Annotated in this window: 26 protein-coding genes and 1 pseudogene; 17 read left to right on the top strand and 10 right to left on the bottom strand. The window is 61.3% G+C overall.

Going from position 1 to position 23,134, the window contains the following annotated elements; translation table 11 throughout:
- Position 1: 1 nt before the first annotated feature.
- The 3 genes from BMZ57_RS16975 to BMZ57_RS16965 all read right to left on the bottom strand — a co-directional run bounded on the left by BMZ57_RS16975 (position 2) and on the right by BMZ57_RS16965 (position 2,296).
- Positions 2 to 484 carry a (2Fe-2S)-binding protein gene (locus BMZ57_RS16975; protein WP_010210646.1) on the bottom strand — a complete coding sequence of 161 codons (483 nt, stop codon included), beginning with the start codon at positions 482 to 484 and terminating at the stop codon, positions 2 to 4.
- Positions 485 to 657: 173 nt separating this feature from the next.
- Positions 658 to 1,092, bottom strand: coding sequence for a MarR family winged helix-turn-helix transcriptional regulator (locus BMZ57_RS16970; protein WP_010210647.1), 435 nt, complete (start codon positions 1,090 to 1,092; stop codon positions 658 to 660).
- 151 nt (positions 1,093 to 1,243) lie between these two features.
- Positions 1,244 to 2,296: a 2,5-dihydroxypyridine 5,6-dioxygenase gene (locus BMZ57_RS16965; RefSeq protein WP_042571190.1), complete on the bottom strand. Its 1,053-nt coding sequence runs from the start codon at positions 2,294 to 2,296 to the stop codon at positions 1,244 to 1,246.
- A gap of 308 nt (positions 2,297 to 2,604) precedes the next feature.
- On the opposite strand from BMZ57_RS16965, the gene BMZ57_RS16960 reads away from it, so the two are divergent.
- From BMZ57_RS16960 to BMZ57_RS16935, 6 genes are all read left to right on the top strand, one after another.
- Entirely contained in the window at positions 2,605 to 3,738 is a 1,134-nt protein-coding gene (locus BMZ57_RS16960) for an FAD-dependent monooxygenase (protein ID WP_010210651.1), read from the top strand.
- Entirely contained in the window at positions 3,735 to 4,532 is a 798-nt protein-coding gene (locus BMZ57_RS16955) for an alpha/beta fold hydrolase (RefSeq protein WP_069673096.1), read from the top strand. Before BMZ57_RS16960 ends, BMZ57_RS16955 begins: the two co-directional genes overlap by 4 nt.
- 14 nt (positions 4,533 to 4,546) lie before the next feature.
- Entirely contained in the window at positions 4,547 to 5,299 is a 753-nt protein-coding gene (locus tag BMZ57_RS16950; RefSeq protein WP_010210656.1) for a maleate cis-trans isomerase family protein, read from the top strand.
- A 13-nt stretch (positions 5,300 to 5,312) separates the two neighbouring features.
- Positions 5,313 to 5,945, top strand: a complete 633-nt coding sequence (locus tag BMZ57_RS16945; protein WP_010210657.1) for an N-carbamoylsarcosine amidohydrolase — start codon at positions 5,313 to 5,315, stop codon at positions 5,943 to 5,945.
- A gap of 322 nt (positions 5,946 to 6,267) precedes the next feature.
- The gene (locus BMZ57_RS16940) at positions 6,268 to 7,578 is read left to right on the top strand and encodes an MFS transporter (RefSeq protein WP_010210658.1); all 1,311 of its coding nucleotides are present in this window, start codon (positions 6,268 to 6,270) and stop codon (positions 7,576 to 7,578) included.
- A gap of 28 nt (positions 7,579 to 7,606) precedes the next feature.
- Complete coding sequence (locus BMZ57_RS16935) at positions 7,607 to 8,683, top strand: nucleoside hydrolase (protein ID WP_047543728.1); 1,077 nt, start codon at positions 7,607 to 7,609, stop codon at positions 8,681 to 8,683.
- A 64-nt stretch (positions 8,684 to 8,747) separates the two neighbouring features.
- On the opposite strand, the gene pdxR is transcribed toward BMZ57_RS16935, so the two are convergent.
- A complete protein-coding gene (gene pdxR, locus BMZ57_RS16930; RefSeq protein ID WP_069673097.1) occupies positions 8,748 to 10,175 on the bottom strand; it encodes a MocR-like pyridoxine biosynthesis transcription factor PdxR in 1,428 nt (475 codons plus the stop codon).
- A gap of 131 nt (positions 10,176 to 10,306) precedes the next feature.
- Here pdxR and BMZ57_RS16925 point away from each other — a divergent pair, with 131 nt between their 5' ends.
- Genes BMZ57_RS16925 through BMZ57_RS16910 form a run of 4 tightly spaced genes read left to right on the top strand, consistent with a single transcriptional unit; the run spans position 10,307 to position 13,018 of the window.
- Entirely contained in the window at positions 10,307 to 10,780 is a 474-nt protein-coding gene (locus BMZ57_RS16925; protein ID WP_010210663.1) for a carboxymuconolactone decarboxylase family protein, read from the top strand.
- Positions 10,777 to 11,217, top strand: a complete 441-nt coding sequence (locus BMZ57_RS16920) for a GNAT family N-acetyltransferase (protein ID WP_010210668.1) — start codon at positions 10,777 to 10,779, stop codon at positions 11,215 to 11,217. Before BMZ57_RS16925 ends, BMZ57_RS16920 begins: the two co-directional genes overlap by 4 nt.
- On the top strand, positions 11,214 to 11,807 hold the full coding sequence (locus BMZ57_RS16915; RefSeq protein WP_010210671.1) for an FMN-dependent NADH-azoreductase: 594 nt from the start codon (positions 11,214 to 11,216) through the stop codon (positions 11,805 to 11,807). Before BMZ57_RS16920 ends, BMZ57_RS16915 begins: the two co-directional genes overlap by 4 nt.
- Before the next feature lie 59 nt (positions 11,808 to 11,866).
- Positions 11,867 to 13,018 carry a MalY/PatB family protein gene (locus tag BMZ57_RS16910; RefSeq protein WP_038453221.1) on the top strand — a complete coding sequence of 384 codons (1,152 nt, stop codon included), beginning with the start codon at positions 11,867 to 11,869 and terminating at the stop codon, positions 13,016 to 13,018.
- Positions 13,019 to 13,207: 189 nt separating this feature from the next.
- Here BMZ57_RS16910 and BMZ57_RS16905 read toward each other — a convergent pair whose 3' ends face one another.
- The gene (locus tag BMZ57_RS16905) at positions 13,208 to 13,423 is read right to left on the bottom strand and encodes a TOBE domain-containing protein (protein WP_003173733.1); all 216 of its coding nucleotides are present in this window, start codon (positions 13,421 to 13,423) and stop codon (positions 13,208 to 13,210) included.
- A 317-nt stretch (positions 13,424 to 13,740) separates the two neighbouring features.
- On the opposite strand from BMZ57_RS16905, the gene BMZ57_RS16900 reads away from it, so the two are divergent.
- From BMZ57_RS16900 to BMZ57_RS16890, 3 genes are read left to right on the top strand one after another with little or no spacing between them, the layout of a single operon-like run.
- Positions 13,741 to 14,697, top strand: coding sequence for an aliphatic sulfonate ABC transporter substrate-binding protein (locus BMZ57_RS16900; RefSeq protein ID WP_069673098.1), 957 nt, complete (start codon positions 13,741 to 13,743; stop codon positions 14,695 to 14,697).
- A 10-nt stretch (positions 14,698 to 14,707) separates the two neighbouring features.
- The gene (locus BMZ57_RS16895; protein WP_069673099.1) at positions 14,708 to 15,529 is read left to right on the top strand and encodes an ABC transporter permease; all 822 of its coding nucleotides are present in this window, start codon (positions 14,708 to 14,710) and stop codon (positions 15,527 to 15,529) included.
- A complete protein-coding gene (locus tag BMZ57_RS16890; RefSeq protein ID WP_069673100.1) occupies positions 15,526 to 16,242 on the top strand; it encodes an ABC transporter ATP-binding protein in 717 nt (238 codons plus the stop codon). Before BMZ57_RS16895 ends, BMZ57_RS16890 begins: the two co-directional genes overlap by 4 nt.
- Positions 16,243 to 16,279: 37 nt before the next feature.
- Here BMZ57_RS16890 and BMZ57_RS16885 read toward each other — a convergent pair whose 3' ends face one another.
- The 4 genes from BMZ57_RS16885 to BMZ57_RS16870 form a co-directional block, all read right to left on the bottom strand.
- Positions 16,280 to 17,206 (bottom strand): FecR domain-containing protein, encoded by a 927-nt coding sequence (locus BMZ57_RS16885; RefSeq protein ID WP_045792209.1) that lies wholly within the window; start codon positions 17,204 to 17,206, stop codon positions 16,280 to 16,282.
- A complete protein-coding gene (locus tag BMZ57_RS16880; protein ID WP_010210683.1) occupies positions 17,203 to 17,721 on the bottom strand; it encodes a sigma-70 family RNA polymerase sigma factor in 519 nt (172 codons plus the stop codon). Before BMZ57_RS16880 ends, BMZ57_RS16885 begins: the two co-directional genes overlap by 4 nt.
- Before the next feature lie 113 nt (positions 17,722 to 17,834).
- The gene (locus tag BMZ57_RS16875) at positions 17,835 to 18,566 is read right to left on the bottom strand and encodes a DUF4365 domain-containing protein (protein ID WP_069673101.1); all 732 of its coding nucleotides are present in this window, start codon (positions 18,564 to 18,566) and stop codon (positions 17,835 to 17,837) included.
- Between the two features lie 151 nt (positions 18,567 to 18,717).
- Positions 18,718 to 19,347 carry an LbetaH domain-containing protein gene (locus tag BMZ57_RS16870; protein WP_044287076.1) on the bottom strand — a complete coding sequence of 210 codons (630 nt, stop codon included), beginning with the start codon at positions 19,345 to 19,347 and terminating at the stop codon, positions 18,718 to 18,720.
- Between the two features lie 113 nt (positions 19,348 to 19,460).
- Here BMZ57_RS16870 and BMZ57_RS16865 point away from each other — a divergent pair, with 113 nt between their 5' ends.
- The gene (locus BMZ57_RS16865; protein WP_069673102.1) at positions 19,461 to 20,426 is read left to right on the top strand and encodes a threo-3-hydroxy-L-aspartate ammonia-lyase; all 966 of its coding nucleotides are present in this window, start codon (positions 19,461 to 19,463) and stop codon (positions 20,424 to 20,426) included.
- The gene (locus BMZ57_RS16860; protein ID WP_010210686.1) at positions 20,423 to 20,803 is read left to right on the top strand and encodes a RidA family protein; all 381 of its coding nucleotides are present in this window, start codon (positions 20,423 to 20,425) and stop codon (positions 20,801 to 20,803) included. Before BMZ57_RS16865 ends, BMZ57_RS16860 begins: the two co-directional genes overlap by 4 nt.
- On the opposite strand, the gene BMZ57_RS16855 is transcribed toward BMZ57_RS16860, so the two are convergent.
- A complete protein-coding gene (locus BMZ57_RS16855) occupies positions 20,791 to 21,417 on the bottom strand; it encodes a helix-turn-helix transcriptional regulator (RefSeq protein WP_045792213.1) in 627 nt (208 codons plus the stop codon). The genes BMZ57_RS16860 and BMZ57_RS16855 overlap by 13 nt on opposite strands.
- Before the next feature lie 70 nt (positions 21,418 to 21,487).
- On the opposite strand from BMZ57_RS16855, the gene BMZ57_RS16850 reads away from it, so the two are divergent.
- On the top strand, positions 21,488 to 22,585 hold the full coding sequence (locus tag BMZ57_RS16850; protein WP_069673103.1) for a DSD1 family PLP-dependent enzyme: 1,098 nt from the start codon (positions 21,488 to 21,490) through the stop codon (positions 22,583 to 22,585).
- Positions 22,586 to 22,871: 286 nt separating this feature from the next.
- Positions 22,872 to 23,134: pseudogene (locus tag BMZ57_RS16845) on the top strand (ribonucleotide-diphosphate reductase subunit beta); the annotation flags it as partial.

Genomic DNA, 23,134 nt, shown 5'->3' with positions numbered 1-23,134 from the left:
ATCAATCCACAGTCATCAGGCGGGCCGCACGCAACACCGCGCGCAGGATTTCGATATGGGTGCCGCAACGGCAGAGGTTGCCCGACAGCTCGTTGCGCACCTGCGCTTCGCTGGGGTTGGGGTTGCGGTCGAGCAAGGCCTTGGTGGTCATGATCATGCCGTTGAGGCAGTAGCCACATTGCGCGGCCTGCTCATCGATAAAGGCTTGTTGTACCGGGTGCGGCGCGTCGCGCGTGCCCAGGCCTTCAAGGGTGACAATCTCGCGGCCTACGGCCCCCGACAGCGGAAACACGCAGGAACGGGCCGCCACCCCATCGATGATCACGGTGCAGGCACCGCACTCCCCCAGGCCGCAGCCGTATTTGGGGCCATTGAGTTCCAGGTCATTGCGCAGCACCAGCAACAGCGGTGTGTCCGCCATGGCGCTGACGTCGCTTTTTCGCCCGTTGACTTCAAGCGTTACCGTGATGTGCTGGCTGATCATTCGCTTCGCCCGTAACAGTTGGTGAAGTAGGCACTACATGAAATAGTCAAAAAAAAGCGTCGCGGACCTGAGGTCTCACGACACACTTGACTGATGAAGTGGCTACTACATCAACTCAGAGCAAATTCGGTGCCATATTCCTGTTTCACCCCCTTCTGCGGGGGTGTGGCATGTCAGTCCTGCGGGTCGTCGATCATCTTGCGCAACAGGAACAGCACCGCGACCCTTTCGGCCGGGTTGAGATTGCTCATGGTCAATTCGCTGATCTGCGCGGCGCGCGGCGCGGTCTGGGCGACCAGTTCGGCGCCTGCCGGGGACAGGTCGACCACCACTTTGCGTTTATCCTGCGGGTCGGGTTCCAGGCTAATCAATTCCTTGGCCTTGAGGCGCTCGACGATACCGCGAATGGTCGCCTGATCCACGGCAGTGGCCTTGACCAGTTCCGTCAGGGAGCTTGCACCGTGATCGCGCAGTGCACACAAGGTGACGAACTGCACGGCGGTGAGCTGCGAGTCGCCGACATTCTGCTGAAAGATCGCCAGGTGGCGCTGGTAGGCCTTGCGCAGCAGGTGGCCAACTTGTTCAGAAAAGACGTAGGAATCAGGCACGGCGGGGCTCGGTGAGTGGCTGGCGATGGGGAAGCATGATGGCGGGCTTGCTGAACGGACTCAAGGCAATCGCTGAAGAAACCCTATCAAAATGTGGGAGCTGGCTTGCCTGCGAGCGCCCTCGCAGGCAAGCCAGCTCCCACATGGATGTTCAGCGAGCCAGGGATTCCACGGGGGCAACCACATCCCCTGCAATCACCACCGCTTCATCATCCAGGTACACATCGCAATGACGCAGCGGAATATCCATATGGCACGGCGTCTTGCGCGTCCCGCCCACCTCGGTGTTCGGCCCGGTAGAGAACAGGAAATTGCCATAGAACGCCCGCGCATCCATGCACATGCCGTCGTTCTTGTCATGCAAGCCCATGGCCGTCCACTGTGCCCGTGGTTGCAGGCCCCAGCCGATATGGGAAATGCCGTACACCTCGGGATCGTTGAAGTACTTCATGTAATCACGCAGGTATTCGGCCTCGAAACCACCGTGGATCTTGGTAATGAAGCCCTTCTCGATCTCCAGGGTGATCTTCTCGCGGGTGTAGGTCTTGAACGGCAGCAAAATGTCGCCGATGTCCAGCACCAGCACGCCCTCGGCGGTTTCTTCGTTGGGCCAGGAGAACAGGAAGCCACTCGGCCAATGATCCCAGCGTCCAGGCTCGTCGGCAAAACCGTATTCCGTCACTGACGGGTATTGCCCCAAGGCGGCGCGGAAGTCGCTGCCAGCGCGGGACTTTACGTGAATCGAACGCGCCTTTTTCAGCAACTGCTCGGCCGCCAGCACGCGCACTTTGTCCGCTTCGGTGGGCAGCATGCGCGCCAGTACTTCCGGCGGTTCCACCGCCAGCAGAATGCGCGTGCCGGTCTTGAGAATCTGTTCCTGCTCCGGCGAGTGCAGCAGCATCATGGTGTCGACGATCAAGTCGGCGGCCTCCAGGGCACGCTGGGCGGCGATATTGCCGGTGAGCGCGGTGTCGCCGCAGTAGGCGGTCATGTCGTTGCCCATCGCCCTGGGGTGGTTGAACGACGGCAACTCCACCGCATACACCTTGGCTCCCAAGCGCTGCGCGGCGTCCATCGCGGCTCGCACGGTGCGGGGGTCCGAGTAATGGCTCTTGAGCACGGCGACGCTCTGGGTCGGGTCGACCTTGGACAACTTCAACACGTGCTCAAACATCTGGGTCAGTTCGCAATCGCTTACCGGCATTTTCCTGTCTCCTGTGGGCCTGCACCAAGTTCAGGCAGCACGCCTCACTCTAGTGCATTTTTTATAGCGTATACGCCATTTAATAACGATAAGACCCGAATTACAGTCAGACTGCAAGCGGCGCGCAAAAACGTTACCTATCGAAACATACCCAGTATTTACAGACACAATAACGTTACACAGGACAATTATGGCCAAAAAATAAATTTGCGAAGGCGGGCTTCCCATTTTAAAAAATGAGCGTATACACTTTAAAAACCTTGCGAACAGACGCCGCCGAAAATCAAAAAGAGAGAGGAACACGCCCCATGGGAAGCACTCAGAAAATCGCCATCGTCGGCGCGGGCCTGGGCGGCGCCGCCGCTGCCACCCTGCTACAGCAAGCCGGCTTCGACGTTGATGTCTATGAGCAAGCGCCGGAGTTTTCCCGGTTGGGCGCGGGGATCCACATGGGCCCCAACATCATGAAAATCTTCCGCCGCATGGGCATCGAAAAGCAGCTTGACCTGATGGGCTCGCACCCCGAGCACTGGTTCAGCCGCTGCGGAGAAAGCGGCGACTACCTGTCACGCATCCCCCTCACCGGCTACGGGGCGTCCTACATCACCGTGCACCGTGGCGACCTGCATGCGCTGCAGATGTCCACCCTCAAGCCCGGCACCCTGCACTTCAACAAACGCTTGGAAAGCCTTGAGGAAACCGACACCCAGGTACGCCTGACCTTCGCCGACGGTCAGGTGACTTACGCGGACATCGTGATCGGCGCCGACGGCATCAACTCCAAGATCCGCGAAGTACTGCTGGGCGTGGAAAAGCCGCTGTACAGCGGCTGGGTCGCGCACCGTGCGCTGATCCGTGGCGACCAGCTCGCCAAATACGACCTGAAGTTCGAAGACTGCATCAAGTGGTGGACCGAAGACCGCCACATGATGGTCTACTACACCACCGGCAAGCGCGACGAGTACTACTACGTGACCGGTGTGCCCCATGCCGAATGGGACTTTCAGGGCGCGTTCGTCGACAGCAGCCGCGAAGAGATGTTCGACGCCTTCCAGGGCTACCACCCCACCGTCCAAGCCCTGATCGAATCCACCGAAAGCGTGACCAAGTGGCCGTTGCGCAATCGCAATCCGTTGCCACTGTGGAGCCGTGGCCGCCTGGTGTTGCTCGGCGATGCCTGCCACCCGATGAAGCCGCACATGGCCCAGGGCGCCGGCATGGCCATTGAAGACGCCGCCATGCTCACCCGTTGCCTGCAGGAAACCGGCATCAGCGACTACCGCACAGCCTTTGAACTCTACGAGGCCAACCGCAAGGAGCGCGCGTCGCGCGTGCAGGCCGTGTCCAACGCCAATACCTGGCTGCGCACCCAGGAAGATCCGGCCTGGGTCTATGGCTATGACCTGTACGCCCAGGAACTGAAATCGGGGGTGGCCGCGTGAGTACCTTTCTCTACGGCGCCAACGTGCAGGCCAACGGTATTCGCCAGCACTACCTGCGTTATGGCGGCAAGGGCACGGCGCTGATCCTGATCCCCGGCATTACCAGCCCGGCAATCACCTGGGGTTTTGTCGCCGAGCGCCTGGGGGCGCAGTTCGACACCTACGTGCTGGATGTGCGCGGTCGCGGCCTGTCCTCGACCGGTCCCGAGTTGGATTACAGCGCGGACACCTGCGCCGAGGACATTGGTGCCTTCGCCGATGCGCTGAACCTGGACAGCTACCACCTGATGGGCCACTCCATGGGGGCACGCTTTGCCGTGCGCAGTGCCGTGAAACACCCTGAAGGGGTGAAGCGTGTGGTGTTGATTGACCCTCCGGTCTCCGGTCCGGGCCGACGCGAATACCCGAGCAAGCTGCCGTGGTACGTCGACTCCATCCGCCAATCCCTGGTCGGCATGGACGCGGAGGCGATGCGCGCCTTCTGCGCCACGTGGACACCGGCACAACTGCAACTGCGCGCCGAATGGCTGCACACCTGCTACGAACCCGCCATCGTGCGAGCCTTCAATGACTTCCACGCGGTGGACTTCCACCACGACCTGCCCCACCTCAAGGCCCCAGCTCTGTTGATGGTGGCCGGCCGCGGCGGCGTGATCCTCGATGAAGACATTGCCGAGATCCAGGACCTGCAACCCGGCATCCAGGTCGCCCGCGTGCCGAACGCAGGACACATGATTCCGTGGGATGACCTCGACGGTTTCTTTCTCGCCCTCGGCGATTTCCTCGAACAATAACAATGGAGAGCACCATGCAGAAGCCTTACCGCATCGGCCAGATCGTGCCGAGTTCCAACACCACCATGGAAACCGAGATCCCGGCGATGCTCACCGCGCGCCAGGCGATCCGTCCCGAGCGCTTCACCTTTCACTCCAGCCGCATGCGCATGAAGCAAGTACGCAAGGAAGAACTGGCGGCCATGGACGGCGAGTCCGACCGCTGTGCCGTCGAGCTGTCCGACGCCAAGGTCGATGTGCTGGGCTACGCCTGCCTGGTAGCGATCATGGCCATGGGCCTGGGCTATCACCGCAACTCCGAACAACGCCTGCGCAAAGCCACGGCCGACAACGACGCCAACGCCCCGGTCATCACCAGCGCCGGCGCCTTGATCGAAGGCCTGAAAGTGATGGGCGCCAAGCGTATCGCGATTGTCGCGCCGTACATGAAACCACTGACCGAGTTGGTGGTGAACTACATCCGCGAAGAAGGCTTCGAGGTGGTGGATTGGCGCGCCCTGGAGATTCCCGACAACCTCGAAGTGGCCCGCCACGACCCGGCCAACCTGCCGGCCATCGTCGCCGGGATGAACCTGGAAGGCGTCGATGTGATTGTGCTGTCCGCCTGCGTGCAGATGCAGTCGCTGCCGGTGGTGGCCAAGGTCGAGGCGCAAACCGGCAAACCGGTACTCACCGCCGCCATTGCCACCACCTACGCGATGCTCAAGGCCCTGGACCTGGAACCCATCGTTCCCGGTGCCGGCGCCCTGCTCTCCGGCGCCTACTGAGGGGAGTGAAACAATGAGCGAACAATCCGCCGACGCCAACTACCAGGGCGTGTGGGGCAACCGCATCGGCTTTGGCAAGAAAGCCGCGCTGCTGATGATCGACTTCATGCAGGGCTACACCACCGAAGGCGCGCCGCTGTTCGCGCCGGGTGTAGTCACGGCCGTGGCCGAAAGCGTGGAACTGCTGGCCACCGCGCGCCTGCACGGGATTGCAGTGGTGCACACCAATATCCGCTACCATCCCGGCCATTTCGTCGATGGCGGGATCTGGGTGAAAAAAGCCCCGGTGATGAAAGACATGGTCGAAGGCAACCCACTCGCCGCGTTCTGTGCCGAGGTGTTGCCACTGGACGAGGAAGTCGTCATTACCAAACAGTACGCCAGTGCGTTTTTCGGCAGCAGCCTGGCGCCGATGCTGCATGCACAGGGCATCGACACCGTGGTGCTGGCAGGCTGTTCCACCAGCGGCTGCATCCGCGCCACGGCGGTGGATGCGGTGCAACACGGGTTTCGCACCATCGTCGTGCGCGAATGCGTCGGCGATCGACACCCCGCGCCCCATGAAGCCAACCTGTTCGATATCGACAGCAAATATGGCGATGTGGTGAGCAAGCAGGAGGCGATGCGCAAGTTCAGGGAGCAATAAGACGTTATTAAGAACTGCGCCATAGAGCGCGGTCTTGCACAAAACTGAGGCCCGGCCTTGGAACGCATTCAAATGTGGCAACCGATCCCTGTGGGAGCCGGTCTGGCCCGCGATGCAGACGCTGCGGTGTATCAGTGACACCGCGCCGATGCCATCGCTGGCCAGCCAGCTCCCACCTAAGCCCGGTTTCCCTATGGATCGCCTCCAACAGGCCCTCCTCAGTCTTCTGACACTGCCTTTGGAAGTCGCTTCTACAGCACTCCGAAGTGCTGGAACAAAAGCGGCTGTATAAAAACCATAAGTCACCGCCAGGAGACACCCAATGCCCATTGCGAATGCAGCGCCCGCGACCACCGTCGCCGACCCGGTCAACACGCTTTACCACAAGATCACCTGGAAGCTGATTCCCTTCCTGTGCTTCTGCTACCTGGCCGCCTACCTGGACCGCATCAACATCGGCTTCGCCAAACTGCAGATGCTTGACCAATTACAGTTCAGCGAAACCGCGTTCGGTCTCGGTGCCGGGCTGTTCTTTGTCGGTTATATCCTGTTCGAAGTACCGAGCAACCTGGTGCTGGAACGGGTCGGCGCAAAGATCTGGATCGCGCGCATCATGATCACCTGGGGCCTGCTCTCGGCCTGCACCATGCTGGTCACCTCCACCACCCAGTTCTATATCCTGCGTTTTCTGCTCGGCGCTGCCGAAGCGGGCTTTCTGCCGGGTGTCCTGTATTACCTGACCACTTGGTTTCCCACCCACCGACGCGGGCGCATCATTGCGCTGTTCATGATCGGCCTGCCGCTCTCCAGCGTGATCGGTGGCCCACTGTCCGGCTGGATCATGGGCCACTTCGACCACATGGGCGGCCTGCGTGGCTGGCAGTGGCTGTTCCTGATCGAAGCGGTGCCCAGCGTCTTGCTTGGCGTGCTGACCTTCTGGGCCCTGCCCAACACCTACCAGCAAGCCAAATGGCTGTCGGATGAGGAAAAGGCCCTGCTGGACACCGAACTGCGCAAGGACGATGCCGAAGGCTCCGCCAGCAAGCACAGCTTCCGCGACGGCTTCTTCAACCTCAAGGTATGGATGCTCGGCGGTATCGACTTCTCGATCCTGCTCAGCGCCTACGCCATGGGCTTCTGGATGCCGACCTTCATCCGCAACGCCGGGGTCACCGACACGTTCCATATCGGCGTGCTCACCGCCTTGCCAAGCGTCGCCGCCCTGCTCGGCATGCTGCTGATCGGCGCCAGCTCGGACAAACACCGCGAACGCCGCTGGCACATCATCGTGCCGTTTTTCATCGGCGCGGCGGCCATGGCCACGAGCACCTTCTTCACCCATAACGTGGTGGCCACGGTGGTGCTGTTCGCGATTGCTTCGGCGGCGATCATCGGCGCCGTGCCGGTGTTCTTCAGCCTGCCGGCGACCTTTCTCAAAGGCACCGCGGCGGCCACCGGCTTTGCCCTGGCCTGTTCGGTGGCGAATATCGCCGGCCTGGTCAGCAACTCATTGATGGGCGTTGCGATCGACGTCACAGGCAGCAGCGCCGGTGCCTTGTGGTTTTTCGCGGGCTGCCTGATCCTCAGCAGCTTCCTGGTCATCGCCTTGCCGGCGAAACTGGTGAACCGTTGATAACAACAATTTTTTCGGAAGACTCACCATGCAAGGCTTCTTGAAACGCTGTGCGCTGCTTGTTGCGGTCGGTCTGTGTGCCGGCACCGCGCAGGCGGCGGAAAAGGTCATCTTCGATACCGATTTCAACGTGCTCAACGATGACGGTCAGGCCTTCATCATGCTTGCCCAGTTGCATGCGCAAAAACGCATCGAGCTGCTGGGCATGACCCTGGTCAGCGGCAACGCCTGGGTCGATCAGGAGCAGGTCGACGCCCTGAAGGCCGTGGAACGCATGGGCGTGGATAAAGAGGTCGGCGTCTACTCCGGCGCCGCCTACCCGCTGCTGCACGACTACGCCACCTACGAGGCAGAAAAAGCGCTGTTCGGCTCCGGCTGGCCGGGGGCGTTCAAAAACCCGCGCCCCACATCACCCTCACAATTGGTCGCACCACCGGACGGCCTGGCCACCCACACGAAACTGCGCAAGGAGACCGCCGCGCAGTTCATTGTCGACAGCGTGCGCGCCAACCCGCACCAGGTGACGATCCTCGCCGTCGGCCCGCTGACCAACGTCGCCCTGGCGATTCGTTCGGCGCCGGATATCGTGCCGCTGATCAAACGCATCGTGTACATGGGCGGCGCCCTGGAAATTCCGGGCAATACCACGCCGGCGGCGGAGTTCAACTGGTGGTTCGACCCGGAGGCGGCGAAGATCGTGTTGCGCTCGCCGATCGAACACGTGATTTTCCCCAATGATGTGTGCGAGAAAGTCACCTTCGACAAAACGGTGTACCAGCGCGTGATTGCACAGAAAGGCGCGATTGCCGACCTGTACACGCATGAGTTCGGGCCGTTGTTCGACAAGGACCCGAGCTACCACAGCTTCACCTGGGACAGCTTGCCGGCGCTGTACCTGGTCAACCCTGGGATCGTCACCGAATCCCGCGAGCTGTGGGTGGATGTGGACGCCACGTTTGGCGCGGACTACGGTCGCGCACTGGGCTACCCGAAAGGCGCGCCCGTGGGCACGCAGAAGGCCAAGGTGGTGTTCGGGGTGGACCAGAAGAAATTCTGGGATGGCTACGTCAACCTTGTGACCCTGCCGACACCGGTCAAGCACTGACCGGTTGCGCGCTCCCACCGTGCGTGGGAGCGCTGTTCTCGCAACCTGCCAGCGCGGGGCCGCCTTAGAGCCGACCGATTCTTTCTGACGAACCCGCCCCTGCAGTAGCCGTTGTTACCAGAGGAACGGATAGATACTCAGCAATCACCGCACGCAAAACCTGAGCAACCACCACAGCGTCCGAAGCAGAAGCCACATTCGTGAACCCCATCAACACCCCCTGCCCCTGCCCACCTTCCAACGTCCAGGCAGACAACGCCTTAACCCCCAACCCCGCCCGCTCAGCCGCCTCAGCCACCGCCCAATCCGGCACATCCACCACCAACCGCGCCAGCAAATTAATCCCTCCCGCTTGCTCATCCACCCGCAAGAACGCTCCGCAATGCAGCCGCAACGCCTCTACCAGATACCCCCGACGCTGCGCATACAACTGCCGCATCTTCTTCAAATGCCGAGTGAAATGCCCTTGTTCCAAAAAGTCCGCTGCGGTCAATTGCAACAACTGCGCACTCCGCTGTTGCAACACCCGAGCCCCCTGCTCAAACCTAGCCAGCAGCGCCGCGGGCACCACCAGATACCCCAACCGCAACCCCGGAAACAGCATCTTGCTGAAACTCCCGGCATAGATCACCCGATCATCCCCATCCTGACGCTTGAGTGCCGCCAATGGCTGCCCGCGATAGCGAAACTCACTGTCGTAGTCATCTTCCACCACCCAACTGCCCTGCTCCCGCGCCCACGCCAGCAACGCCCGTCGCCGCGCCGGGCTCAGCGCAACACCCAGCGGGCTCTGGTGCGCCGGTGTGACAACCGCCAACCGTGCCTCACGTCCGCGCGAAATACCCTGCTCAACATCCAGCCCATCACGGTCCACCGGTACCGGCACCAGCTCCACACCCTGATGAATCAACAACTGGCGCGCATGCAGATACCCAGGGTCTTCAAACCAGCACCGCTGCCCTGCCATCGCCAATGCTTCACACACCAGCGTCAGGCCCCCCGCGTATCCGGCACACACAAACACCTGTTGCGGCGTGCACTCCACGCCCCGGTACAACGCCAGGTAGCTGGCTATCGCCACACGCAGCGCCTGGGTGCCGCGCTCATCGCCCATCGCCAGGCTGTTCGCGTCGGTGCGGCGCACTTGCTGGGTCACCAGCCGCGCCCACAGCTTGCGAGGGAAAGCATCCAAGGCCGGCAGGCCCATTTGCAGCGGCAGAGGGCCCGAAGTCACTGGCAACGCAGCCGGCATGGGTTTCACCGACACCTGCGGCAGCGCCTCGGCAATCACCGTCCCCGCCTGCCCGCGCGCTTCGAAAAAGCCCTCGCTGACCAGCAACTGATACGCCGCCTCCACCGTGCCTCGCGCCACCTTGAGTTCCTGCGCCATCGCCCGCACCGAGGGCACGCGCTCGCCGGGGCGCAACTGGCCCTGATCGATGGCCTGGCGAAAGCGTCGGTAGATTTCCTGGTATTTGGGCAGTGACGACATCTCGATTGGCTCGACGGGAAGACAGCACGGAGTCTGATCATGTCCCAACCCACTTGTCCAATCATGCCCCTGTCCGCCCAGCCGACCCACCATGAAAATGGCGCATCCCTTCACCGTCACAAGGATCGCCCATGAACCACCGACTCGATTACGCCCAGGCCGCGCCCGCCGGCTACAAAGCCCTGGGTTCGGTGCACAGTTACATCCACGGCTGCGGCCTGGAAAAAGAACTGATCGACCTGGTGTACCTGCGCGTCTCGCAACTCAATGGCTGCGCTTATTGCCTGGACAGTCACTCCCGCGACTTGCTCAAGCTCGGCGTGAGCCTGGAAAAAATCATGCTGTTGGCCGCCTGGCGCGAAGGTCTGCCGCTGTTCACCCCACGTGAACGTGCCGCCCTGGCTTGGGCCGAGGTGGTCACCCCGGTGGCGCAAACCCAGGTGCCGGATGCGGACTATGCAGACGTCGCGGCGGCGTTCAGTGAGAAGGAAATCGCCGACCTGACCCTGGCCATTGCCTTGATGAATGCCCTGAATCGCGTCGCCATCAGCTTTCGCAAAGTACCGGCGGCGGTCAAGGCACACCTGGAGAACCAAAAACCATGAATGAACATGTCGAATTTGCCCAGATGGAAACCCAGGCCGATCTGATTGCCAGCTTCGCGGTGATGCAACAGCTGCGCCCTCACCTCACCGACGCCACGGCGTTTGCCGAGCAAATCCAGCGCCAACGGCAAAACGGCTACCGCCTGCTGGCCGCACGCGAAAATGGCAACGTGATGGGTCTGGCCGGCTACCGGTTGACCGAAAACACCCTGTACGGCCGGTTTATCTACGTGGATGACCTAGTGGTAGACGCCACATTGCAACGGCGGCGCCTGGGTGAACAACTGCTGGACCGGGTGCGCGAGGAATCCCGCGCCCGTGGCTTTCGCTGGCTGGTACTGGACACCGGCATGCATATGGCCCTGGCCCAGCGCTTCTATTTCCGCCAGGGCCTACTGCCCCTGGGCATGCACTTTTCCCAGGACCTGAGCCAATGACCCGTGCCCTGCTCCTCAGTTTCAGCCCCCACGGCAAGGCCGCGCAGACCTTCAAACTGGCCCGTGCACTGTTGCGCGACCTGGTCCCCGACGCCGAGGTGACCGAGCGCGACTATGGCAGCCAAGCACTGCCACCCTTGACCCGTGAATATGCCAACGCGCTGACCACACCCGGCGGACTCGGCAGCAGCGCCACGGCACTCTCGGAACAATTGATCGTTGAACTGGAGGCCTGCGACCTGCTGATCCTGTGCACTCCCGTGCATAATTTCACCGTGCCGGCGGCGCTCAAGACCTGGATCGACCATGTGGTGCGCATCCAGCGCAGTTTTACGGTGAATGAACAGTTCGCCAAAGTCGGCTTGCTGCAAGACCGGCGCACCTTTGTGCTGGTCAGTTCGGGTAACGCCCGCAAGGGTCATGAACCGGATTTTCTGACGCCGTACATGAGCACCATCCTGTCTACAGTGGGCATTCACGCGGTGGATTTCGTCTACCTGCCGGCCATGGTGCGCGGTGAAGAAGCCGTCAATCGCGCCCTGGAACAGGCACACCGGCAACTTGCGGTGGCAATCAGCTCTGGCCTATAAAAATAATGGCGCTAGAATCAGCGCCATTCCTGCACCTGACGCCTTGATACGAGCCCCCCATGAGCTTTGATTTCGACACGATCCACCCCCGCTTCGGCACCGGCAGCACCAAGTGGAGCCGCTACCCGCAAGACGTGCTGCCAATGTGGATCGCCGACATGGACATCGCCGCCCCACCCGCCGTGCTGCAAGCCCTGCACGCGCGCATCGACCAGCAGGTGCTCGGCTACAGTGTCGCCGGGCCGGATGTACGTGAAGCGATCATTGCCGACCTGTGGGCCAAGTACGGCTGGCGCGTGCAGCCGGATGAACTGCTGTTCCTGCCTGGCGTCGAGCCGGGTTTCAACATGGCGCTGCACGCGTTTGTCCAGCCGGGCCAGCCGGTGGTGCTGCAAACCCCCAACTACCGGCCGATCCGTCTGGCACCAGGCCACTGGAACCTGCCGCGCATCGAAGTGCCCTTCGAGCAGGTCAACGGCGAATACCTCACGCCCATGCCCGCGATGCGCCAGGCATTGACCGGCGCCGGCGCGCTGTTGCTGAGCAACCCGCATAACCCCATGGGCAAAGTCTTCCCCCGTGAAGAACTGCTGGCCGTGGCCAACGCCTGCCTGGAAAACGGCGCGCTGATCATCTCCGACGAAATCCACGCCGAACTGTGCTTCGACGGCCGTCGCCACATTCCCACCGCCAGCCTCAGTCCCGAGATCGCCCAGCGCACCATCACCCTGATGTCGGCCAGCAAGGCCTACAACGTCGCCGGTCTCAAGACGTGCTTCGCGGTGATCCAGAACGCCGAGATCCGCGAACGCTTCAACAATGCCCGTTGCGGCATGGTCGACAGCGTCAGCCCTCTGGGCCTGGAAGCTACCCGCGCGGCCTACAGCCAGTGCAATGATTGGCTCGACGCGCTGGTGCAGTACTTGCAGTCCAACCGCGACTACCTGCTCGACGCCGTGCAAACCCGCCTGCCTGGCGTGGTGATGCACGCACCGCAAGGTACTTACCTGGCCTGGCTGGATTGCAGCGCCCTGGGCCTGGACGATCCGCAGCAGTTTTTCCTGGAACAGGCCAAGGTCGGGTTGAGCGCCGGTATCGAGTTCGGTGATGACAGCCAGCAGTTCGTGCGCCTGAACTTCGGCTGCCCACGGTCGATGCTGGAAGAAGGCCTGCAACGCATGGAACGCGCCCTGCGCAACCGTCAGGCCTGACTCACAACTGTTCGCAACGAGTGCCGCACCCCTGCTGTTACTGTTTTTGCCGGCCGCCGCAACCGGCTACAGCAGGGGTTCCAAGGCACGCCGATGTTCAACCTGGAGGTGGCGGCCACACACCCGAGCCTCATCCACCAGGGGACTCAGGCCTGAAAAAGTCCAAGGCTTGCACCTATCAAGGTGTACTCACAACTTGGCGATGGACACTTCTGTCGATTTTACGAAGGCAATCACTTCACTGCCTACTTTCAACTCCAGATCACGCACTGAGCGGGTGGTGATTACCGAAGTAACAATGCCGGACGCGGTCTGTACGTCGATTTCCGACACCACTTCCCCCAGCAGAATTTCCTTGATCACACCCTTGAATTGGTTGCGCACGTTGATCGCTTTAATGGTCATGTCGGCTTTCCTTTTGGTTGTTGGGTCAATCCGCACGAATGCCCAGGCCCTCAAAATGCGCCATCGACCAGAACATTAAAAGGAATATATAACTCTTTATTTATTCTTTATGGATATATGCGAACTGTTGCACCACCGACAGTGGATCAACAGTTTGCCTACTCCCGCTACAACCACATTTCCCTAAAGCCCCGGAAACACACGTACAGGCCAGATGGCACAGAGACTGCATATTCCTGAAAAGCATGATGGAACATGCGATTTAATTTTTCTGAATATAAGAAAGCCTTCTCTCAATGCCTTGCCGGAGCTGTTCCATGAAACCCTTCACCCAACGCTTACTCGGCGCATGCGCCCTCGCCCTGTGCCTGCAACCACTGGCCCATGCCGCTGAAAACGACCCCGCTGAAGTCAATCTCGACTACGCCTATTACTCGCCCGTCAGTCTGGTGCTCAAGCACTTCGGCTGGCTGGAACAGGCCCTGCCGCACTCCAAGGTGGGCTGGGTATTGAGCCAGGGCAGCAACCGTTCCCTGGAATACCTCAACAGTGGCGGCGTGGATTTCGCCTCTTCCGCCAGCCTGTCTGCCGTGCTCAGTCGCGCCAATGGCAGCCCGATCAAGTCGGTGTACGTCTATAGCCGCGCCGAATGGACCGCTCTGGTGGTGCGCAAGGATTCGCCGCTCAAGAGCGTCACCGACCTGAAAGGCAAGAAAATCGCCGCCACCAAAGGCACCGACCCGTACCTGTTCACCCTGCGCAGCCTGCAAAAAGCCGGGCTGAAAAAGGACGATGTGGAACTGGTGCACCTGCAACATCCGGACGGTCGTACCGCCCTGGAAAAAGGTGACGTGGACGCCTGGGCCGGCCTCGACCCGCACATGGCCGCCAGTGAAATCCAGGCCGGTTCGCGCCTGCTGTACCGCAACAAGGACTTCAACAGCTACGGCGTGGTCAGCGTCACCGAGCAGTTCGCCAAGGCGCATCCGCAGACCATCACCAAAGTACTCGGCGCGTATGAAAAGGCCCGCGATTGGGCGGTGAAGCACCCGGATGAATTCGCCAAGCTGCTCGCCGACGAATCCGGCCTGCCGTTGGAAGTGGCCAAGCTGCAACTGTCGCGTACCGACCTGAGCACACCCTTCCTGAGCAGCAAGGACGTGGTGTCGTCAAAGGCGGCCGCACCGATCCTGGTGTCCGAAGAACTGGTGCGCAAAGGCGTGAACGTGGACCAGGTGATCGACCAGTTGATCGACACCTCGTTCGGCCACTAAGGAGCGCGTGATGACCAGCAAAACCCAAGCATTGCCCCTGGTCGAGCCGGTGGCGATCAATCGCAGTGCCTGGCCGAGGCGGCTCAAGGGCCTGGTGTTGCCGGTGCTGATCCTGCTGGTGCTGGAGGTGGTGGTTCGAGTGGGTTGGTTGCCGTCGTACCAGATGCCGGCGCCCAGTGAGATCGCCGTGACCCTCACGGACCTCGCCGAAGGCTCACTGTGGAAACACATCAGTGCCAGCCTGGGCCGGGTGCTGCTGGGCTTTGCCATCGGTGCCAGCCTGGCGCTGGTGTTTGCCGCCTGGGTGGGCTTGAGCCGTGAGGCCGAAGCCTACCTGGAACCGACTTTCGCCGGGCTGCGCTCGATTCCGAGCCTGGCCTGGGTGCCGCTGTTGCTGCTGTGGCTGGGCATCGACGAGACCTCGAAGATCGTGCTGATCGCCATCGGCGCGTTCTTCCCGGTGTACCTCAATGGTGTCGCCGCCATCCGCGACATCGATCGCAAGCTGGTGGAAGTCGGGCAAATGTACGGCTTCAGTCGGTGGCGCCTGGTGCGTCGCATCCTGTTGCCGGCCGCCCTGCCTGGCCTGTTCACCGGGTTGCGCAGTGGCTTGAGCCTGGCGTGGATGTTTCTGGTGGCGGCCGAGCTGATCGCGGCCACCAAAGGCCTGGGTTACTTGCTCAGCGACGGGCGCGAGACCTCGCGGCCGGATATCGTGTTGGCGGCAATCATCGTGTTGGCGTTGCTGGGCAAGGTCAGCGATGGCCTGCTCGCCACGCTGGAAAAGCGCTGCCTGGCCTGGCGCGATACGTTCCAGGGAGCAGGACAATGAGCGTGCAGCCACTGTTGGACATTCATGTAGCGCGTAAAAGCTTCGCCCGCACCACCGTGCTGAAAGACGTGCGCCTGGCCCTGCAACCTCGGGAGGCCGTGAGCATGCTGGGCCCCAGCGGCTGTGGCAAAAGTACCCTGCTGCGAATCGTTGCTGGCCTGGAAAAGGACTTTCAGGGCGAACTGCGCAGCCCCGATGGCGAAGTCGCCTTTGTGTTCCAGGAACCTCGGCTGATGCCCTGGCTCACGGTGGAGCAGAACATCGGTTTCAGCGATGACAAGCACTACGACAAGGCCTGGGTCACGCAACTGATCGAGGAAGTCGGCCTCAAGGGATTTGCCCAGGCGTTGCCCAAGGCATTGTCCGGCGGCATGGCGCAACGGGTGGCGATTGCACGCGGACTGTATTCACGCCCGCAGGTGTTGCTGCTGGACGAACCCTTCAGTGCGGTGGATGCATTCACCCGCATGAAGCTGCAGGACCTGCTGTTGCAACTGGCCAAACACCACGCGATCGCCTTGCTGCTGGTGACCCATGATGTGGACGAGGCGCTGTACCTGAGTGACCGCGTGCTGGTGATGGATAACCGTCCGAGCAGCATTCGCCAGGAACTCGCCGTGGACTTGCAGCACCCCAGGGACCGGCGTGACCCGGTGCTGGCGCAACTCAAGGCACTGTCCTTGACCGAGCTGCAACGCGCCCACGTTATCTGATATCGCCTTTTTGGCTGCACCCCATTGAAGGGGGGTGTCAGGCCAGGGATTTGCGCGGTGTGAGGGTGACCCAATAGCGCGTGCGTGCGTGCAACTCCAGCCCCAACGTCGAGGCCAGCAGGTTGAGGATGCGGTCGGTGTCGTCCAGGCGAAAACTGCCGGTCACCCGCAACATTTCCAGGCTCGGTTCCCAACGTAACACGCCTGGCCGATAACGCTCGAGGTCCCGCAGGAAGTCACCCAGCGCCTGGTTCTGCGCAGTCAGCACACCGTCGCGCCAACCCAGCTGCACTACATCAAACGGCACCCAGGCCCCCAAGCCGCTGGCTTTCAGCGGCGCTTGCTGCCCGCCCTGCAGTGTCGTCATTTGACCGTTCAGGTCCCGCACCTGGACTGAGCCCTTGAGCACCGACACCAGACAACCGCTGGCCTGCTGCCTTACACACACATCGGCCTGGCTGACGCTCAACTCGCCGTAGCGCGTCCGCACGGTCACCGCCGCCGCGCCGGGTACGTTCAACGCCAACTCTCCGTCCACCAACGTGATGCGTCGCTGCGCCAGGTCCACGTCTACCGCCGTCGCGGTATTGAGCTGCAAGCTGCCGCCGTCGGCCAACGGGATGCGCTTGCGCTCGCCGGTCGCGGTGTGCAGGTCGGCACGCCAAGCCTCGATGGGCAGTTGACGGCTGATCAGCCAGGCGGTCGGCACCAATGCTGCAATTCCCAGGGCGCGCTTGAGCACGGCGCGGCGCCCAGGTTGCGGGCGATCGAGGCTGGCCATCGCCAGGGCCTGGGGCAAGTCGCTGAAACGCTGGCGCAAGGTCTGGGCTTTTTGCCAGGTCTGTTCGTGCTGGGGATGGCTGTCACGCCAATGCTGCAAGGCGGCGTGATCACGCTCGGTGGCGGCGCCGGATTCCAGCAGCGCCAACCACTGCGCCGCGGCGCGGGCAACGTCACGGCTCACAGGTCCACCAGCAGGCAATGTTCGTAAGCCTGGGCCATATAGCGTTTTACCGTGCGCTCCGACACGTCCAGGCGCTCGGCGATGTCCCGATAGCCCAGGCCTTCCAGTTGGCTCCACAGGAACGCACGGCGGACCAGCACCGGCAAGCCATCGAGCAATTCATCCAGGGCTTGCAAGGTTTCCAGCAGCAGCCAGCGTTGTTCGGGCGACGGCACGCAGGCTTCCGGCAGGCTGGCCAAGGCATTCAGATAAGCCTGTTCAAGACTGCGCCGCTGATGGAAATTCACCAGCAGGCGCTTGCCGACCGTCACCAGATAGGCACGCGGCTCCTGCATCTGCGCGATCGGCTGAGCGCTGGCCAGCACACGCAAGAAGGTATCCTGGCTCAGGTCGGCCGCATCCCAGGCATTGCCCAGACGCCGGCGCAGCCAGCTTTCCAGCCAGCTGCGGTGGTCGCGGTACAGGCTCGACAAGGTCAGTTCGGGGGCGTGGGTCGGAACTACAACATCATTCATGGCGAGCGACCTGCGCGGCGCGAGTGAGTCTCAAATGAGATTCATTCTATTTAATATCGCGTCGACACACCATGGTCTTTTCAACATTGCCGCTTTAAACGATCTCTCGCCCGTTAACCATCGCGAGCGTCATTCTCACTGTCCGCCTGGCGATCTAGCTTTCGCGTAAGGGCGTAGCAGAAACCCCAGAGGCGATCTAGTCGATTTCTTTCCAAAGGATCCTGCTGAGCATCCACGTCTTTTTCATAAGCCGTTTCCGCATGTCTGAGTTGGCTTGCCAGCGCTTCAACCAGGGCGCAATGCCCAGGATTTTGATGATAGACGCGTTCAACGCCCACCCCTTGGATTTCTTCGACTGTGCGCCTGGCTGCCTTTAATGCTTGAAAAAATGCGTTGTTGGACCGATTTGCAATCCTCTGCAATCGGCCTTTGCTCGTAGTGCCCAATAGATGCTGAGAAGCATGCAGCGTAAGTCGGTGCTTTCCTTTTCCACCCACTTCAAGATATTCCTGCTCAGAATCAATATACGTCCAAAGAATTGCGTGGCTCTGCAGGCTGACATAACAGAAAATCACAGGAACGCTGGAATTCTTCCAGTACGCCAAGTGTTTCTTTTCAACAAGAAAATTATTAACACCGGGCTTGAAGCTTTTACTCGTGGCCTTAATCTGAATTTTCAACAACTCTCCCGTGGCGTTGTGAGCAGCATTCGTGAACTCATACTCAGCATCAACGCCAAGATCCACGTTTTGCAGCCTGCACGGCCCACCAAACAATTCAATAAATTTCCCGGCAACCAAATACTCGCCTCGATCACCTATTTGCTTTCTGAGCGGATACTTCACTTATTAAAACCTCCTTGTTACAACATGGGAAAATCTGTAATCGTCGGTACAGATTCAAGAAAACCGCAGCTATTCAGCCTCCGACTTAGATTCATGTAGCCACCACCAGCGCCGTCAATCGTCTGGCCCTCGTGGAGGATAATTCCAGCCCTCAAGTGTATGTGTCTGCATTGCTCTCGCAATCAAACACCCGCCCCCGGCCCACGACACTTCCAGCCTTTAGCAGCGCCCCCGGCGCCAACACTGCATTGGCGCCGATCCGACACTGGTCGCCGAGCAACGCGCCAAACTTGTCGCACCCCGTGCGCTGCAAGGTCCCGTCAACCCGTACCCGCACTTCCTTGTCATCGCGCTCGTTGCGGTAGTTGGCAACGATGCTCCCCGCCTCCAGGTTGATCCTATGCCCCAACACCGAATCGCCGACAAAATTGAAGTGCGCCAGCTTGCTGCCGCTGAACATGAACGAGGTCTTCAACTCGGCACCGGGACCGATGATGCAATGCTCATCCAGCCAGCATCCGCCCCGTAGCAGTGAACCACTGGCGATAAAGCAGTGGGCGCCGATGATCAGGGGTGGCTTGAGCAACGCGCCAGCCTCGACGGTGGCGGTACGGTGGATGGCGATTTCATCCTGGATGATGTACTCGTCGGCCGAGAGTCTGGCCAACAACTGGCGAACGACCGCAGGCGCCTGGGTTGCCAGTGCCCAGGGTGTAAGGTCAGCCCATGGCGCAAGGGCGGATCGGGAGAACTGGGCGATGTAGTCGGTGAGTCGAATCAACGTCGAATCCTCTAACGGTCAGAGAAGTTCGAAACGCTAGCATGGACATACGACTCTTTACTATTTGTCTTTTTGTGGATATTTTATCCAGCATCAGACAACGAGGTCCGCCCATGCCATCGCCCACTTACCAAGACGTCATCGACGCCGCGCAACGCCTGGAAGGCGTTGCGCACGCGACGCCGGTGTTCACCTCGCGCACCCTCGACGCGCTGACCGGTGCGCAGGTGTTCATCAAGTGTGAAAACCTGCAACGTGCAGGCTCGTTCAAGTTTCGCGGCGCGTTCAACGCCCTGTCGAAATTTGACCCGCAGCAGCGCAAAGCCGGGGTGGTGGCATTTTCATCCGGCAACCACGCCCAGGGCATTGCGCTGGCGGCGCAGTTGCTGGGCATCCCGGCGACCATCGTGATGCCTACCGATGCACCGGCGGCCAAGGTTGCCGCCACCCGTGAATATGGCGCCAGCGTGGTGCTGTACGACCGCTTCACTGAAGACCGCGAGCAGATCGGCCGCAACCTGGCCACTGAACAGGGCCTGACCCTGATCCCGCCCTACGACCATCCGCACATCCTCGCCGGGCAAGGCACGGCTGCCAAGGAACTGCTGGAGTCCACCGGACCGCTGGATGCCTTGTTCGTTGGTCTCGGCGGCGGTGGCATGCTCTCGGGTACAGCGTTGTCGACTCGTGCCTTGTCGCCGGATTGCCTGCTGTATGGCGTGGAACCGGAAGCCGGCAATGACGGGCAGCGCTCGTTTCGCAGCGGCAGCATCGTGCATATCGACACGCCGAAGACCATTGCCGACGGCGCTCAGACCCAGCACCTGGGCAATTACACCTTCCCCATCATCCGTGACAACGTCAACGACATCCTCACCGTGTCGGATGCCGAGTTGGTGGCGGCGATGAAGTTCTTCATGCAGCGCATGAAAATGGTGGTCGAGCCTACTGGCTGCCTGGGCCTGGCGGCCTTGCTCAACGAAGCAGGCCGGTTCAAGGGCCAGCGGGTAGGCATTATCGTCACCGGCGGCAATGTCGATATCGAAAAGTACGCGGCCCTGCTCAGTGAGGCCTCATGAACAGCATCCACACTTCGACGGCTTCCCCGCCCGCCGGGCATTACGCCCAGGCCATCGCCCACGGCGACACGTTGTATATCTCCGGGCAATTGCCGGTCAGCCCGGACGGTCGGCATAACCTGTCGGCGACATTTGCCGAGCAGGCGCGGATCGCCTTGACCAATCTATTGGAAATCCTGAACGCCGCCGGTGGAACGCCGGCGGATCTGGTGAAGGTCACCGTGTATGTCGCCGGCGTTGAGCACTGGCCCGCATTCGACAGGGTCTACGCCGCCGCACTGGGTGAGCACCGCCCTGCCCGCGCCGTAGTGCCGGTGCCCGAATTGCATCACGGCTATCTCGTCGAGATTGAAGCGATAGCGCGTTACTTGGCGTAGGTGTAGACCGCCGCGCGCGAGACGCCCAGGTGCGAGGCCACGGTTTCCATGGCCCGGCGAATATCCAGGCAGCCGGAGTCTTTCAACTCCTGCATGAGTACACGCCGGTCCGCCGCCTTCAGCGCACGCGGGGTGGTGGCCAGGCGCGCTGCGAACTGGTCGATACGCGCACGGATGACATCGGCGCCGGACGGGTCCAGGGATTCGATGAGTTTGTCGCCGCTGACCGAGCCAAACTGCTCCAGCATGCCCTGCAAGCCACGGAACAACGAGAGATCGACGTTCATGCATAAGGCCGCCACGTACTCGCCGCCAGCGCCCTTGATGCCGATCGACGTGCTTTTGACCTGGCGGCCGTCGCTGAACTGGTTCTGGTAATTGGCGATGACTTGCGGGTACTCGGGGTCGGCAATGCGCGCAAGGCCCAACTCGGTGGTCGGGTCGCCCGGCGCGCGTCCGGACAGGTTGTTATGGATCGCCAGAATCGAGTGCTGCGGGTCGCGCAAGTCGTGCAGCACCACTTCGCAGAACGGGCTGAAGGTCTTGCTCAAGCCTTCGGCGATCTGTTCGAGCTGGCTGATCAGGTGAGTATCGTTGGGAGAGGTATTTTTCATGCAAGACAACATATCCAGTCCTGGACAGGGCGTCAATTTACACCCTGCCCCTCATTGTGGAGCCCGCACCATGGAGACCCCTGCCGCCTTGATCGACAGCGTGAAAATGCAGCGCAATATCCAGCGCATGCAGCAGCGCGCCGACGCCCTGGGCGTGCAGTTTCGCCCCCATGTCAAAACCCACAAGTGCGCCGAAGTGGTGGCCGCACAAATCGCAGCGGGCGCCAGCGGCATCACGGTGTCGACGTTGAAAGAAGCCGAGTATTTTTTCGCGCTGGGTATCCATGACATCCTCTACGCGGTGGCCATGGCCCCGCACAAACTGCCCCAGGCCCTGACGCTGCGTCGCCGGGGCTGCGGCTTGACGTTGATCACCGACAGCTTGGCCGGTGCCCAGGCGATTATCGATTTTGGCCGCCAGCACGACGAAACCTTTGCAGTGATGATCGAGATCGATTGCGACGGCCACCGCTCCGGGGTCAAGCCGCACGACCCTTTGCTGCTGAACATCGCCCGACTGCTCGGCGACACCCTCACCGGTGTGCTGACCCACGCGGGCGAAAGTTACGGCCTGGATACGCCTGAAGCCCTGCAAGCCATCGCCGAGCAGGAACGCGCCCGTTGCGTCGAGGCGGCCGAGCGGATTCGTGCCGCCGGCCTGCCCTGCGCCCAGGTCAGCGTCGGCTCAACCCCGACCGCACTCTCGGCCATCAGCCTGGAGGGTGTGACCGAACTGCGCGCCGGGGTCTACGCGTTCTTTGACCTAGTGATGCACAACATTGGCGTATGCAGCACCGATGAACTGGCCTTGAGCGTACTGACCACAGTGATCGGCCATCAGGCAGAAAAAGGCTGGATCATCACGGATGCCGGCTGGATGGCCATGAGCCGGGATCGCGGCACGCAATCGCAGAAAAAGGATTTTGGCTACGGCCAGGTCTGTGATGAGCGCGGTACGCCGATCGAGGGGTTGCTGTTGAGCAGCGCTAATCAGGAGCATGGCGTGGCGCATTTCCAGGGTGTGGATGTGGTCGCCCAATTCCCCTTGGGTGCTCGGCTGCGCATCCTGCCAAACCACGCCTGCGCCACCGGAACCCAATTCGGCAGTTATACCGCGGTGTTAGCGAATGGCGACCTACAGGTCTGGGAACGCCTGCGCGGCTGGTGATACACCGGTCACAGCCCGGCTTGGCGGCGATGGTGCCCGCAATGTCCATGCATGGTCCAAGGACCCAGGTGATGATCAGTGAAGATCGATGCCCGCTTGTGTCGTTGACCATCGTCACCACACACCATATAGTGTGCCCACAAACAGAACAGACCACTACATAGTGTGCAGTATCGGTATTTACCGACCACATTATGCGCAGTATTTCAATGCCTAGTAGCCTGCAAATTGCATATTTTTGGACGGGTTCACACGCCGTCAGAACAGATCAGGAAGGAGTATTTCAATGCTGAGTTGGGATGAAGTCGACAACGAAGACACCGGTGCAGCGGTGATCAAGGGCGCCAATGCCGGCCACGCCAGCGAAGCCAACATGGACCGTCTCGACGGTGCCGGCGCCGCCGCCGCGCTGGAAGCCCGTAACGTGACCGCCAACGACTCCGCCGCGATCATCCGCGCCAAGGCCGCCCTGGACAAACTCGACGTCGCCGAAGGCCTCGCCGAGCTGGAAGGCTCCGCCGCCCGCGTCGCCGTTGACGAAAAGCGCAT

It is taken from the genome of Pseudomonas simiae (assembly GCF_900111895.1).
Classification (GTDB): Bacteria; Pseudomonadota; Gammaproteobacteria; order Pseudomonadales; family Pseudomonadaceae; genus Aquipseudomonas; species Aquipseudomonas simiae.
Note: the sequence above shows the minus strand (reverse complement) of the source record. Positions and strands in the feature narration are given on the sequence as shown.

Excerpts from the sequence above, each read along its gene's own strand:
- BMZ57_RS16975 (WP_010210646.1), bottom strand. The coding sequence starts at position 484 with ATGATCAGCCAGCACATCACGGTAACGCTTGAAGTCAACGGGCGAAAA.
- BMZ57_RS16965 (WP_042571190.1), bottom strand. The coding sequence starts at position 2,296 with ATGCCGGTAAGCGATTGCGAACTGACCCAGATGTTTGAGCACGTGTTG.
- BMZ57_RS16960 (WP_010210651.1), top strand. The coding sequence starts at position 2,605 with ATGGGAAGCACTCAGAAAATCGCCATCGTCGGCGCGGGCCTGGGCGGC.
- BMZ57_RS16950 (WP_010210656.1), top strand. The coding sequence starts at position 4,547 with ATGCAGAAGCCTTACCGCATCGGCCAGATCGTGCCGAGTTCCAACACC.
- BMZ57_RS16945 (WP_010210657.1), top strand. The coding sequence starts at position 5,313 with ATGAGCGAACAATCCGCCGACGCCAACTACCAGGGCGTGTGGGGCAAC.
- BMZ57_RS16940 (WP_010210658.1), top strand. The coding sequence starts at position 6,268 with ATGCCCATTGCGAATGCAGCGCCCGCGACCACCGTCGCCGACCCGGTC.
- BMZ57_RS16935 (WP_047543728.1), top strand. The coding sequence starts at position 7,607 with ATGCAAGGCTTCTTGAAACGCTGTGCGCTGCTTGTTGCGGTCGGTCTG.
- pdxR (WP_069673097.1), bottom strand. The coding sequence starts at position 10,175 with ATGTCGTCACTGCCCAAATACCAGGAAATCTACCGACGCTTTCGCCAG.
- BMZ57_RS16925 (WP_010210663.1), top strand. The coding sequence starts at position 10,307 with ATGAACCACCGACTCGATTACGCCCAGGCCGCGCCCGCCGGCTACAAA.
- BMZ57_RS16920 (WP_010210668.1), top strand. The coding sequence starts at position 10,777 with ATGAATGAACATGTCGAATTTGCCCAGATGGAAACCCAGGCCGATCTG.
- BMZ57_RS16915 (WP_010210671.1), top strand. The coding sequence starts at position 11,214 with ATGACCCGTGCCCTGCTCCTCAGTTTCAGCCCCCACGGCAAGGCCGCG.
- BMZ57_RS16910 (WP_038453221.1), top strand. The coding sequence starts at position 11,867 with ATGAGCTTTGATTTCGACACGATCCACCCCCGCTTCGGCACCGGCAGC.
- BMZ57_RS16905 (WP_003173733.1), bottom strand. The coding sequence starts at position 13,423 with ATGACCATTAAAGCGATCAACGTGCGCAACCAATTCAAGGGTGTGATC.
- BMZ57_RS16900 (WP_069673098.1), top strand. The coding sequence starts at position 13,741 with ATGAAACCCTTCACCCAACGCTTACTCGGCGCATGCGCCCTCGCCCTG.
- BMZ57_RS16895 (WP_069673099.1), top strand. The coding sequence starts at position 14,708 with ATGACCAGCAAAACCCAAGCATTGCCCCTGGTCGAGCCGGTGGCGATC.
- BMZ57_RS16890 (WP_069673100.1), top strand. The coding sequence starts at position 15,526 with ATGAGCGTGCAGCCACTGTTGGACATTCATGTAGCGCGTAAAAGCTTC.
- BMZ57_RS16880 (WP_010210683.1), bottom strand. The coding sequence starts at position 17,721 with ATGAATGATGTTGTAGTTCCGACCCACGCCCCCGAACTGACCTTGTCG.
- BMZ57_RS16865 (WP_069673102.1), top strand. The coding sequence starts at position 19,461 with ATGCCATCGCCCACTTACCAAGACGTCATCGACGCCGCGCAACGCCTG.
- BMZ57_RS16860 (WP_010210686.1), top strand. The coding sequence starts at position 20,423 with ATGAACAGCATCCACACTTCGACGGCTTCCCCGCCCGCCGGGCATTAC.
- BMZ57_RS16855 (WP_045792213.1), bottom strand. The coding sequence starts at position 21,417 with ATGAAAAATACCTCTCCCAACGATACTCACCTGATCAGCCAGCTCGAA.
- BMZ57_RS16850 (WP_069673103.1), top strand. The coding sequence starts at position 21,488 with ATGGAGACCCCTGCCGCCTTGATCGACAGCGTGAAAATGCAGCGCAAT.